The sequence below is a fragment of the Acinetobacter sp. ANC 4779 genome (genome assembly GCF_004331055.1).
Classification (GTDB): domain Bacteria; phylum Pseudomonadota; class Gammaproteobacteria; order Pseudomonadales; family Moraxellaceae; genus Acinetobacter.
The window spans coordinates 1-13,142 of record NZ_SJNU01000016.1; the positions used below are offsets into that span (position 1 = coordinate 1).

The window sequence follows — 13,142 nt, forward strand, 5'->3', positions numbered from 1 at the left end:
TCCGCCGCTAGGTAAAGTAGCAAGCTACTTTTCCCCGCTCGACTTGCATGTGTTAAGCCTGCCGCCAGCGTTCAATCTGAGCCATGATCAAACTCTTCAGTTTAATATTGCTTAGTGCCTTAAAGGGCACCAATCTTGGCTCATCAATTTTCTGACAAATATTTCTCAAATAAACTTCGAGTCATTTCTACCATCAATCAATGAAAATAATTTCGATCGATCAACCAGTAAAAATCCACACAAGTTGTTCTTCATAAGTTCTTAATGATCTATCTCGCTCTTCGTCAGAGACAAGAAACAACAAGATAATCTTAACAACTCAGCGCTTCGCGCTTCGTTCGTTTCAACATATCTCGTTGGTATGCGCCCATTATAGGGTAATTTCCTACACGTGCAAGCGCTTTTGACTGCTTGATTTATCGAGTGTGTTTTTTTTATGCACCAAATTGGGTCAATTTTATACAAAATTACTATAAGATATTGTTTTAAAGCAAAAATATTAATTTTCATATTTCTGCTTTAGTTTGTATTACTTTTTCTCGGGTGCTGCTTTAACAGTCACACTCACGATTTTTACTGCTTGCTTGGGTACATTTTGATGCATGCCAAAGTTTGCAGTCGGTACTTGAGTAATTTTATCGACCACATCCATACCTTTAGTCACTTTACCGAACACGGCATAGCCTGCATTCCTCTGGCTTTTATTGAGGAAATCATTATCTACAGTATTAATAAAGAATTGGCTGCTAGCAGAATTTGGATTATTGGTACGCGCCATCGCTAAAGTGCCACGTATATTTTTCAAACCATTATACGATTCATTTTGAATGGGAGCTTTGGTCTGCTTCTCTACCATGTTGGCATCCATTCCTCCCCCCTGGATCATGAAGCCTGGAATCACGCGATGAAAAATAGTGCCGTTATAAAAGTTATCCTTTATATAGCCTTCAAAATTTTTCGCTGAAATAGGCGCTTTATCGTTAAAGAGCTCTATTTCAATATTTCCCATGGATGTTTTCATTTCTACAATCGAGTTTGCCGCGATTGCTTGTCCACTCATAAAAATAGCAGCAACAGCGAATAAGGTTGGTTTTAACATTTCTTTACTCTTCAACTTTAAGTTGTAATTGTGAATATCTATATATTAATCGTTCACTATAAATAAAACAGCATCTCTTTTTGAGAACAAACGAGAATAAAAATGAGTGAAGAATTAACCACTACAACTTTGCGTCACCACCCACCTTGGCATTTGCAGGGTGATGCCTTTATTTTAAATTATTGGTTAACCCCAAACTTTATTAAATCTAATCAGGCTTTCCAACTTGCTCCCTCTCCCCTAGGTCGAGTAGTTCAGGTGATGTTGGTTCGTTATCAAGAATCCCCCGTAGGTCCTTATGATGAACTGTTGATTCTAGATCATCCTTTAATGAGCAAAAGACGCTTGTCTTCAATTCCTAAAATTTATGTATCTACCGAAGCATCAATGCTCCATGGTCAACATTTTTGGGGAATTCCGAAACAGTTGGCTCAATTTGAATGGTTGATCAAAGATAATGTGGTGTATTGCAATATTTCATTTGGGCAGCAAGACATGAGTTTATGCCTACAGAAGTATAAGCACAGCAAGGCTTTCTACATTAATAGCCATCATATACCCACGCGGCTGCTCGGTATCCATCAGACCTGGCAAGGTTTGCATTATCAGTTCAGCCCTCAATTTCGTGGCAAACTATCCAAGCTCAAACAGGCTTCGTGGAAAAACACGCTGGAGATCTTTCCAGATTTTTCCCAAGCCAAATATTTACAGAGCTTTTATGTTCCAGAATTTAGACTTATTCTGCCTACCGCCAAAATTGAGAAAAAATAAAAGGTGTTTCACGTGAAACACCTTAGATCTTGAGAGTCGAATTTATTAAAAAGGCTTAAGCGTGTTTATCCCAAAACTTTCTATAGTTCTTACTAATTTCAATGAAGTACTTTTTGGCTCGATAAGAAACCGGGGTAAGATTCACGAAACCATGCGCTTGATCACTATATTCCTGATAATGCACTTTCACGCCACGATGGCGTAACTTGTAGGCATAAATTTCCCCTTCATCATGCAACACATCATGACCCGCGGTAATCACAAAGGCAGGCGCTAATTTGTCATGTTGGCCGTAAGTCGGGGAAATAATCGGATCATCCAGTTCAACTTGATGTGTTTCTGCATAATATTGCGTTACAAAATCGACATCAGTACCGGTCAGAACCAAACCTTCTTTATACGCATGGAACGATGGATGACGACTTTTAAAATCGACCGCCGGATAAAGTAATAATTGGGCTTGCGGTGCATAAACTTTATTGACACTACGCTGAGCAACCACTGCACTAATATTGCCGCCCGCACTATCCCCGGCTACCGAAATTCTGTTTTTTAAAATTTTAAGCTGTTTTCTATTTTGATATACCCATGCCAGTGCATCTTCACAGGTTTGGATCAGTTTTGTCGGGCTGGTTTCAGGCGCGAGCGGATAATCAATGCTCAGCACCTGAACCTTTGCATGCACTGCAAGTAAGCGACACACCTCATCATGAGAGTCTAGACTCCCCACCACAAAACCACCACCATGATAGAACACCACCAGCGGAAGTTTTTTATTCGGTGCAGGATGATAATGCCGCGCGAAAATGGTGCCACTATGTAAAGGAAGCCGTATATCTTCAACCCGCTTTATGGGCGTGGGCTTGCTCTTAATTGCCTGCATTTGTAAATCAAAAGTTTTACGCGCGTGGACAACATCTTCGCCGATGAAACCACTATTGCCCTGTTTTAACTGGGCCGCCATCATGCATTGAATTAAAGGATCCAGCTCAGGATATTGATGTGGATATCTTAAAATTTTAACTAAAGACTTTTGTGCAAAACTCGGTAATCGATCCAAGGTACGTGCTGCCGTGCCTTGCCCTTTTTCTATCATTGTCTGTAGCGTTCGATTAAAAGCAACCATTAATATCCCTTCCTTTTATTATATTCTTCACATTTTCTACATGATCAGCAAATAAGTGACCATACTCTTATATAAGTCTAATCATCTGTATACACAGTAAAAACATTCATACGCTAATCTTCTTATAATAACTTGTCATTGACAATTTTCATGTATATTTCGGAGTTTTTTGCTACTCCTTAAAAGAAAAAGGGTGCAAACCATGACTAAAAAATTGATTATACTCTGTTTAGCGACTACATTTTTAGCTGTAGGTTGTGTGGCATTTCCAGAAGATGGCGGTTATTACAATGGGGGTTATGATAATCGCTATGACCGTCGTTATGACCGTCGTTATGACCGAGATTACGACAATCGCTATGACCAAGAACGCAATCGTCAACGTTGGGAATATCAACAGCGTCAAAACCGTTTGGAATTAGAACGAAAAAAACGTGAGCTTGAGCGTCGTCAGTGGGAACAAAGTCGGCAAAAACAGTCTGATTGGGAGCGTAAAAAACGTGAACAGCAACACCAATTAGAACAGCGTAAAAGATCTGCCGAAAAAAATCGAAACACCCAATCCGATTGGGATCGAAAAAAGCGTGAACTTGAACGCCAGCGCTCAGAACAACTGCGTAAAAAAGCTAATACGCAAAATGGTCAAAAAATGCAACAGCAACGTAAATCTCAAGCAAGCCGTTGGGATGAACAGCGTCGCTCTAACGAGAAACATGATCGTCGGGACAACTGATCCGTTGAAACTCCCTTCATTTTAATTAACTCAATGCCCTTTATTGAAAGGGCATTTTTATTGAATCAAAATAATCCAGCTCAGATTCGTACACATTGTTACTGAAATGATGATTCAAGCCATCCCATATTTAATTTGCGATATCTCTTAAATAGAGGATAGAAGTCTCCTCGCTACCATCTAGGCTAAATCCTTCAGCTGAAGACACTATTCGCTTATAAATTATTTCATCCTTTAGCTCTCTATACTCTTGTGATTACTGCACGGCTGGCGAACTTGAAGAAATAGAACCAGAATGGGTAGCATCCGAAGTATCTGCCTGTACACCCCCTACCGCCTAGTTGCACTTAAGTTGAAACGCCTAGATCTGTAGTAATTTTAGCAGTCTCAGGATTTTGTGTCGTTTCATTAGAAGTACAACGTAGTAAAAATAGTCCTTTAAACCCTCCTCTATATTTTATTATTCTCTAAAAATTATTTCTAAACAGATACATAAATTCTATTCATGCTGGATTTAGCAAATTCAAGGCAAAAAAAAGCTTACCCAGCGGTTGGGTAAGCTTAGAAAACAGATTTCAAAATACCAAGAAGAAACTACAGCGATAGAATCTAGATGAAATAATAATCAATCTAATTTATTTTGTAAAATATATAATTCATTCAATATTGATCGTTTTTAAGTCTAAGTTTGATATTACAGCTCACAACATTCATTGCCTTTGCATTTTTCTTACTCACTCCCCCCTAATTTATTATTCGATACAAACTGAGGTAGAACAAAAAACTTGATTATTCCAGCAACTGATGCGCAAGTTTTTATATTAGCCGCTTTGTTGTTTTATCTATTCGCTCACTATTGACCACAAAGAAACTTATAATTTTTGCCTGAATATTCAAAAAAGCAGATTTTTTGCTGATTTTGATTAAATTAAACAGATTTAATTGATTGTCTCGCTTGAATTTTTATCGCCTGCCCCGACCTTTGTACTAATCATGAATTTTATCACTCATGGCAGTTCAGAATTAACCCAGTTAACACTGAAGCCAAAAGGACTGTACATGTTTAAGAACCCATTTAAACGGAGTAAATCTATGGCGGCTGAGCAAAACGAACAAGCTCAAGATCTAGGGCAAGAGCAAGCTGATCAACAAACAGCACAAACTCAAGCTGAAACGGAGCAAGCTGAAGTTTCAGTTGAAGATTTACAGGCACAGATCACTCATCTGGAAGAAAGTTTAAAACTTGAAAAAGCACGTACCGCCAATGCGGTATATGAAGCGCAAAAAAGCGTGGAACGCATTCAACGTGATGCTGAAAAGCACAAAGAAATTGTGATTGAAAAATTCGCCAAAGAATTACTCGACACTGTCGATAATTTAGAGCGCGCCATTCAAGCTGCTGGTGATACGGAATCTCCATTGCTTGAAGGTGTACAACTTACATTGAAATCACTACTCACCACACTAGAAAAATTCGGTGTAGTCGAAGTGAATATGAATAACGGTTTCAATGCAGACTTGCATCAAGCAGTGGGTATTGCACCTGATGCTAAAGCAGGTGAAATTGGTACTGTACTGCAAAAAGGTTATACCTTGTCGAACCGTTTACTTCGTCCAGCAATGGTCTTAGTCGGTCAATAAGGTAAAGAAATTCGAGAGTTTTTCACTTTTTTTAATGAAATAAACTTGAAAAATTTTGAATGGCTCTCATATCGGATAACAAGCAAAAGCATTGCAAAAAATAATTTTGAGGAAGCATCCAAATGGCTAAAATCATTGGTATTGATTTAGGTACTACAAACTCTTGCGTAGCAGTACTTGAAGGCGACAAAGTTAAAGTTATCGACAACGCTGAAGGCGCTCGTACAACTCCATCAATTATTGCTTATAAAGATGGCGAAATTTTGGTGGGTCAATCTGCTAAACGTCAAGCGGTAACCAACCCTAAAAACACATTATTCGCGATCAAACGTTTGATCGGTCGTAAGTATCAAGACCAAGCGGTTCAAAAAGATATCGGTCTGGTACCTTACAAAATCATTCAGGCGGACAATGGTGATGCTTGGGTTGATGTAAACGATAAAAAATTGGCACCACAACAAGTTTCTGCTGAAATCTTGAAAAAGATGAAAAAAACTGCAGAAGATTATTTGGGTGAAACTGTTACAGAAGCGGTGATTACCGTTCCTGCTTACTTTAATGATGCGCAACGTCAAGCTACTAAAGATGCAGGCCGAATTGCCGGTCTTGATGTTAAACGTATCATCAACGAACCAACTGCTGCGGCTCTTGCGTTCGGTATGGACAAAAAAGAAGGCGATCGTAAAATCGCGGTTTACGACTTGGGTGGTGGTACTTTCGACGTATCCATCATTGAAATTGCTGACCTAGATGGCGACCAGCAAATTGAAGTATTGTCGACCAACGGTGATACTTTCCTAGGCGGTGAAGACTTCGATAACGCAATCATTGAATACTTGGTTGAAGAGTTCAAGAAAGAACAAGGCTTTAACTTAAAACAAGATCCACTTGCGTTACAACGTTTGAAAGAAGCTGCGGAAAAAGCAAAAATTGAGCTTTCTTCTTCTAACGCAACTGAAATCAACCTTCCGTACATCACAGCTGATGCGACTGGTCCTAAACACTTGGTGATCAACGTAACTCGCTCAAAACTTGAAGGTTTAGTTGCTGACTTAGTTGCGCGTACCATTGAGCCTTGCCGTATTGCACTAAAAGATGCTGGTCTTTCGACTTCAGACATCTCTGACGTAATCTTGGTAGGTGGTCAATCACGTATGCCAATGGTTCAACAAAAAGTTCAAGAATTCTTCGGTAAAGAGCCACGTAAAGACGTGAACCCTGACGAAGCGGTTGCGATGGGTGCGGCGATTCAAGGTGCAGTATTGTCTGGTGACAAAACTGACGTATTGCTTCTAGACGTAACGCCGTTGACGCTTGGTATTGAAACCATGGGCGGCGTGTTAACTGCAATCATCGAGAAAAACACCACGATTCCTGCGAAGAAATCTCAAGTGTTCTCAACTGCTGCTGACAACCAACCTGCTGTAGACATTTCTGTGTTCCAGGGTGAACGTAAAATGGCGCAGCAAAACAAATTGTTGGGTAACTTCCAATTGGGCGACATTCCACCTGCTCCACGTGGTGTGCCACAAATTGAAGTATCTTTCGACATCAATGCTGATGGTATTTTGAAAGTGTCTGCCAAAGACAAGAGCACGGGTAAAGAACAATCAATTCAAATTAAAGCAAACTCAGGTTTGAGCGATGCTGAAATTGAAGCGATGATTAAAGATGCTGAAGCGAATGCTGAAGAAGATCGTAAGTTCGAAGAACTTGCTAAAGCACGTAACGAAGCAGATGCTCTTGTTGCTAGCGCGCAAAAAGCAGTAAAAGATCTTGGCGAACAAGTCACTGCAGACGAAAAAACTGCAATCGAAACTGCGGTTTCTGAGCTTGAAGCTTCAACTAAAGAAAATGATGTTGAAGAAATCAAAGCGAAAACTGAAGCGCTACAAAACATCATTATGCCGATTAGCCAACGTGCTTATGAAGCTGCGCAAGGCGCTCAAGGTGGTGCTGAAGGTTTTGACCCGAATGCCTTCCAAGGTGATGCAGGTCAATCTCAAAAAGCGGACGACGGCGTTGTAGATGCTGAGTTCACTGAAGTTAAAGATGACAAAAAATAATTTGTCGCTTTAACTTGATTTGAAAAGTTAAAAAAGGCCGCGCGAAAGCGCGGTTTTTTATTTTTATAATCTGGATAAATGTTATACAGTAATTTAAATAAATAACTTTTTTAAGCCCTTATGCGCTTGGTTGTGCTCTGCCTTTTGGTCATGTTCTTTTTGCTCATGACTTATCAAACTCGAAACCATCCACAAATTCGGCACAATACTCTATTGGACCGTATTCAGCATCCATTCGATATACGCTTGCGTTATCGTATTGCAGAAGTCGATCCGCGTTTTGGCTTAACTGTAAATGAAGTGCAGCTCATTAGCCAACAAGCCACGGATATTTGGAAACAAGGTACAGGCAAAGATTATTTTGTCTATGATCCAAATGCCACACTGGCGATTCATTTAATTTATGATCAACGTCAAGATGAATCGAATCAACGCCGCCAACATCTAGGCAATATCGAACAAAACCAAAAAATCTGGTCGAATAAAAATCAAAATCTCAAACAATCTAAAGAAGAGTTAAACCGTACCAATGCCCTGCTTGAGGCTAAAAAAAACCAGCTTAATGCACAATTAAGTCAATATAATCAGAAAATTGCCATGCTCAATCACAATGGTGGGATAAACCCTGCGCAACGCGATCAGTTCATACAACAACGTCATCAATTACAACAACAAATTTTTACCCTAGAACAGGAAATCAATTTGTACAACCAAAAAATTCAGCAACTGAATAGCCATGTGGATGAACTGAACCAAATTAACCATCAGTTAAATCAATCTGTCGAGCAATTTAATCAGCGCTTTCGACCGCATTTATTTGATAAAGGCTTATTTAATGGCAAGCAAATTAATATTTATGAATTCGAGTCAGCAGACGATTTACGTCTAACCCTGGCGCATGAATTTGGACATGCACTCGGCTTAGAACACAATCAAGATCCTCAAGCGCTGATGTACCCCCTAATGAAAGATCAACAGATGCAAAATTTCAGATTATCGGCAGCCGATTTGGCTTTATTACAGGCACGTTAAGCCACGACCAAGATACAATGCAAAAATCCCTTACTTTTTATAAGCATATACAGGGCAATAGATCGGAAATCAGGCTCATTTCATGCTATTGTGATGTCAATAAATGACAACATAAAATCTCTGGAGACGCGTGTGAGTTACTACCATATTCTGATTGAAATGAATGATCACATTAGTACAATTGAGCAAACTCGTGAGATTGAAATCTTTGATATTATTGAGATTCAACCTTACCTCCATTCTATTTTATTGCCATTTTTAAACGAACAACTGATTGAACTGGAAGATGAAAATCTTGAGTTCGAAGATATTCTGCATTTAGAAATAAAACAGACCTTATTACCCATTCAGCAGTTGATTGAAGAAGAACAACGCTTACTGCCAAGTGATACAGATGTGACCATTACGGCGCATGAAATTTTTAACAATCGTGATTTAAGCCAAGATGTGACGACGGTTATTTTTGATATTCTGGAAGCCGCAAAACTAGAAGCATAATTTTTTAATGATATTTTCACACCAGCTTACTTAATTTTTGTTTTTAATGAAAAAAAGCCCTCTCAATAAGACGGGCTTTTTTTTAAATTTTTTATTAAAGTGAGAAAGAAGAACCACAACCACAAGTTGTAGTTGCATTGGGGTTTTGAACCACAAAACGTGATCCTTCTAAACCTTCAATATAATCGACTTCTGAACCGACAAGATATTGGTAACTCAAAGAATCGACCAGCATTTTCACATCGCCATTGATAAATTCAGCATCATCTTCATTCATGCTTTCAGCGAAGTTAAAGCCATAAGAGAAACCAGAACAGCCACCACCTGTAACATAAACGCGTAACATTAATTCTTGGTTGCCTTCACTATCACGCAATTGGCGTACTTTATTCGCAGCATTGTCGGTCAGCACCAGAGCTTGGGCATTCATGTTGGATTCCTCTGTTCAATTCAGTTGTCTTTAAAAGATAAAGACCATATTTCAAGTATAGCATACCCAATATATGGTCAGTCTCTACAGATTTAAAGTCAAATCCGAGTATTTTTATCAAGATTGTTTGTAGTTCTCATCCTGAAGACTACATTCAAAATTTTTCGGGTCTTCTTTACAACGGAATTGCCATAATAATTTCATCATCCGTTTATCATAAATACCACGTTTGGTTAAATCGACACGTGATTCGCGCATCATTTTTTGATAGCCCGGCTTATCCGCTGCAGGAATTTGCATCCAATATTTTTGTGGAATATCCGCTTTCATTTTCCCCAAAATACCAAATGCACGCGGTAGCTGACCTCTCACCCATTCACGTGATTTTTGGCCATAACCTTCCGGGAATTTATCTGGACGGATAATAATATTACCGGTCACCTGTAAAATTGGATAATTTACAATCGCACCTTTATTACCCAAACCTTTGTGCAATTCTAGCGGTTTAAATACAGCAGCCGGTGCGCCAATAATATCGACCTGACCATTATTAAATTTGGCCCCAAAATTGGTAACATCGGCACTGATCGCCTGTGCCCCAATTTGCTGAACCATAATTTTTTGTGCTTCATCATAATCCAAGACTGCAATTTTTTTACCCGCTGCTTTAGCAATCGTGTTAATGCTACGGTCATTGACCATTAAAAATGCATCGCCCACTGGAATGACACCCACCACTTCATATTTTCCCCGCAACATATGTTTAGCAAAAGTCGGGCTGGCTAAACCTTGCATTACTTTAACCGCAAGTTTTAAATCAGGGATCGCACCAATGGCATCTAAAGATCCGGTAAAATCGTTAAACTGGCGCCCACGCATACCTGTAACACTAATCGCATCACATTTACCTGCTTTAAAATCTTCAGCAATGACCGCTTCATTCTGGCCGACACGTAACTCAATATCCGCACCCCAATTTTTGGCTGCTAACTGATAATCTTTCATCAGGGTAAAAACATCACCACTTTTACCGACTAAATCGAATACACACATCACCTGTTTTGCTTGACTCATACCGGTTACAGCACACAGACCTATACCCAGTAGCAACGCTTTAGACCATTGCATCATGACTTTTCATCCTTGTTTTTTGTTTTTATTCAGTTTTAGACTGAATCTTTTGAGTTTTTATTCATCTTGAATTACAAGCTTTTTATACTTGCTTTCATGTTTATGATAAAAAATTTATATCATTATTTTTTAAGATTACGCGTTTTTTGACTAACAACAATGGCAAAAATGACATATTTAACTCGATAAAAAAGCCTAGAAATAATCTAGGCTTTCTTTTTTAAAATCAAAGTTATTCACCACCAAGTGAACATTCGAAATTCGCTTTATCAACAGAACAACGTGCTTTTTTTAATACCGTCATCATGCTGGCATCATAAACCCCACGTTTAGTCATATCCATACGGCCTTCGCGTAACATTTTTTGATATTTGGTTTTATCTTCTGCAGTTAGGGTCATTTTAAACTTGGCAGGAATACTGGCTTCAAGACGATTAATCATCGCAAAACTTTTTGGCAAGTTTTTCACAAACCAGTCACGCGATTTTTGCCCAAAACCCGCTGGGAACTGGTCAGGACGGATAACAAAATCTGACGTCACTTGAAGTACAGGGAAATTGAACATTGCACCATTGCTACCTAAACCTTTATAGATTTCTAGAGGCTTGTACGCATAGGCAGGTGCACCCACCATATCCACCTGACCATTATTAAATTTCGCCACAAAGTTCGATACATCCGAGAGCACAGCTTGTGCACCTATACGTTGCACCATAATTTTTTGCGCATCGTCATAACCCAATACTGCAAATTTTTTACCTGCTGCTTTTTCAATTGAATCAATACTCTTATCACGTACAAAAATAAAAGCTGAACCTAACGGTGCAATACCCGCAACTTCATATTTTTTCCCGCTTAAATTACTGACCATTTTCGGAGCATTACGTTTATCCAGTGCAAATGTAATCGCACGTTGAGCAATGGCATTGCTGGGTGCGCCACCCAAAGCATCAATTGAACCCACAAATTTATTGTATGGACGTGCACGCATCGCTGTCATAAAAACGCCGTCACATTTGCCAGCTTTAAAATCATTATCAGCCACAGCTTCGTCTTGACGTGGAATTAAATTAATATCAGCGCCCCAGCCTTTGGCAGCTAGCGCCCATTCCTGCACCATTTGATAAGACTCACCAGATTTACCCAGTAAATCAAATACGCAAACATCCACTTTTGCTGCTTGTGCTGTGGTTGCTAAACCAATAGCAGCCAATGAAGCTAGTGCCAGAATCGTTTTTTTCATTAGAGTAGTCCTTTTAAAATCTTGTTGTTTGACGAGTTTCCTTCCATGGCACAAATATTATGCAAGTTTATTAAAAAAAAATAGAGTAATTACTCCATTTTTTTTCGACTCAAATGTCAGTTGATTTATACTTTTTAAATTTAATAATAAAATCATAAACTTGCTAAATAATTTTTTTAGCAATCATTTAGAAAATTTAAGATATTTTACAAATTACTACACAACACTCGAGTTATTCACCACTTAAAGAGCACTCAAAATTGGTTCGCTCCACGGTACAACGGGCTTTTTTCAATACCGTCATCATCGTTGGCTCATAAATTCCTTGTTTGGTTAAATCAATTCGTCCTTCACGCAGAATTTTTTGATATTTCACTTGGTCTTCTTTGCTTAAATTCATGCGGTATTTTGCCGGTATTTCAGCTTCCATACGTTTAACTATGGCAAAAGTTTTTGGTAATTGTTGAACAAACCAAGCACGAGAGTGATCTGCGAAGCCGGATGGAAATTTATCTGGACGAATAATGAGATCCGCAGTGACATTCACCACCGGAAAATTAATCATCGTGCCGGTGGTGCCTAAACCTTTATAAATTTCTAAGGGTTTAAATGCATAGGCCGGTGCAGCAATCATATCGACTTCACCATTATTGAATTTCTTCACAAAATTCGAAATATCTGCCATTACCGGTACTGCGCCAATACGCTGTACAATAATTTTTTGTGCCTGATCATAATGCAGAATGGCAAACTTTTTACCTGCTGCCTTTTCTATAGAATTAATAGATTTATCACGTACAAAAAGATAGGCTGTACCAATCTGCCCAATTCCGGCAACTTCATACTTTTCATTGCCAATATTACTCACCAGCCGTTTTTTATTGCGTTTATCCAGCACAAAAGAAATGGCTTTTTGCGCAATGTGATTGCTCGGTACACCGCCCAAAGCGTCAATTGAGCCTGCAAATTTATTATAGGCACGTGCACGCATGGAAGTCATATAAAAGGCATCACATTTGCCGGCTTTAAAGTCTTGCTCGACTTTGGCTTCATCTTGATAAGCCATTAAATTGACATCTGCATCCCAGTTTTTACTGGCTAGAGCCCATTCTTCAATTAATTTATAAGATTCACCAGCTTTTCCCAACAGATCAAAAACACATATATTTTGTTTTGCCTGTGCCAACGTTGAAAAACTGAACAACAGTCCGGTTGATAAAATTAAAATCCTTTTTTTCATGATAGCGCCTAATTCTTATTCACATATTCCTTTATAAGCTGACTATAGTTTTGTTTTCATAGTAAAAATAGAGATTTAATTCTGTTTCTGATGAAAGGCTATTTTTTGTATAACTTGTCACATTTTTATTTA

12 protein-coding genes and 1 rRNA gene are annotated in these 13,142 nt (G+C 38.8%); 6 read left to right on the forward strand and 7 right to left on the reverse strand.

Annotated features, from left to right (window positions below; genetic code table 11):
* Together E0H80_RS15140 and E0H80_RS15145 are read right to left on the reverse strand one after the other, a co-directional pair.
* A 16S ribosomal RNA gene (locus E0H80_RS15140) occupies nucleotides 1–103 on the reverse strand; the annotation flags it as partial.
* 426 nt (nucleotides 104–529) lie between these two features.
* Nucleotides 530–1,099, reverse strand: coding sequence for a peptidylprolyl isomerase (locus tag E0H80_RS15145; RefSeq protein ID WP_131367070.1), 570 nt, complete (start codon nucleotides 1,097–1,099; stop codon nucleotides 530–532).
* 102 nt (nucleotides 1,100–1,201) lie between these two features.
* On the opposite strand from E0H80_RS15145, the gene E0H80_RS15150 reads away from it, so the two are divergent.
* Entirely contained in the window at nucleotides 1,202–1,870 is a 669-nt protein-coding gene (locus E0H80_RS15150; protein ID WP_131367072.1) for an acetoacetate decarboxylase family protein, read from the forward strand.
* A 55-nt stretch (nucleotides 1,871–1,925) separates the two neighbouring features.
* Here E0H80_RS15150 and E0H80_RS15155 read toward each other — a convergent pair whose 3' ends face one another.
* Complete coding sequence (locus E0H80_RS15155; RefSeq protein ID WP_131367074.1) at nucleotides 1,926–2,996, reverse strand: alpha/beta hydrolase; 1,071 nt, start codon at nucleotides 2,994–2,996, stop codon at nucleotides 1,926–1,928.
* A 202-nt stretch (nucleotides 2,997–3,198) separates the two neighbouring features.
* Between E0H80_RS15155 and E0H80_RS15160 the strand changes: the two genes are divergently transcribed.
* From E0H80_RS15160 to E0H80_RS15180, 5 genes are all read left to right on the forward strand, one after another.
* Nucleotides 3,199–3,729, forward strand: coding sequence for a hypothetical protein (locus E0H80_RS15160; RefSeq protein WP_131367076.1), 531 nt, complete (start codon nucleotides 3,199–3,201; stop codon nucleotides 3,727–3,729).
* Between the two features lie 1,092 nt (nucleotides 3,730–4,821).
* Nucleotides 4,822–5,370 (forward strand): nucleotide exchange factor GrpE, encoded by a 549-nt coding sequence (gene grpE / locus E0H80_RS15165; RefSeq protein ID WP_131367147.1) that lies wholly within the window; start codon nucleotides 4,822–4,824, stop codon nucleotides 5,368–5,370.
* A gap of 122 nt (nucleotides 5,371–5,492) precedes the next feature.
* Nucleotides 5,493–7,436: a molecular chaperone DnaK gene (gene dnaK / locus E0H80_RS15170; RefSeq protein WP_131367078.1), complete on the forward strand. Its 1,944-nt coding sequence runs from the start codon at nucleotides 5,493–5,495 to the stop codon at nucleotides 7,434–7,436.
* A 120-nt stretch (nucleotides 7,437–7,556) separates the two neighbouring features.
* A complete protein-coding gene (locus E0H80_RS15175; RefSeq protein ID WP_131367081.1) occupies nucleotides 7,557–8,468 on the forward strand; it encodes a matrixin family metalloprotease in 912 nt (303 codons plus the stop codon).
* Between the two features lie 120 nt (nucleotides 8,469–8,588).
* Entirely contained in the window at nucleotides 8,589–8,966 is a 378-nt protein-coding gene (locus tag E0H80_RS15180) for a hypothetical protein (protein WP_165494326.1), read from the forward strand.
* 94 nt (nucleotides 8,967–9,060) lie between these two features.
* On the opposite strand, the gene erpA is transcribed toward E0H80_RS15180, so the two are convergent.
* The 4 genes from erpA to E0H80_RS15200 all read right to left on the reverse strand — a co-directional run bounded on the left by erpA (nucleotide 9,061) and on the right by E0H80_RS15200 (nucleotide 13,010).
* On the reverse strand, nucleotides 9,061–9,396 hold the full coding sequence (gene erpA, locus E0H80_RS15185) for an iron-sulfur cluster insertion protein ErpA (RefSeq protein ID WP_067865154.1): 336 nt from the start codon (nucleotides 9,394–9,396) through the stop codon (nucleotides 9,061–9,063).
* A gap of 117 nt (nucleotides 9,397–9,513) precedes the next feature.
* The gene (locus tag E0H80_RS15190) at nucleotides 9,514–10,524 is read right to left on the reverse strand and encodes a putative solute-binding protein (protein WP_165494327.1); all 1,011 of its coding nucleotides are present in this window, start codon (nucleotides 10,522–10,524) and stop codon (nucleotides 9,514–9,516) included.
* 235 nt (nucleotides 10,525–10,759) lie between these two features.
* Nucleotides 10,760–11,770, reverse strand: a complete 1,011-nt coding sequence (locus E0H80_RS15195; protein WP_131367085.1) for a putative solute-binding protein — start codon at nucleotides 11,768–11,770, stop codon at nucleotides 10,760–10,762.
* 232 nt (nucleotides 11,771–12,002) lie between these two features.
* On the reverse strand, nucleotides 12,003–13,010 hold the full coding sequence (locus E0H80_RS15200) for a putative solute-binding protein (protein ID WP_131367087.1): 1,008 nt from the start codon (nucleotides 13,008–13,010) through the stop codon (nucleotides 12,003–12,005).
* Nucleotides 13,011–13,142 lie beyond the last annotated feature (132 nt).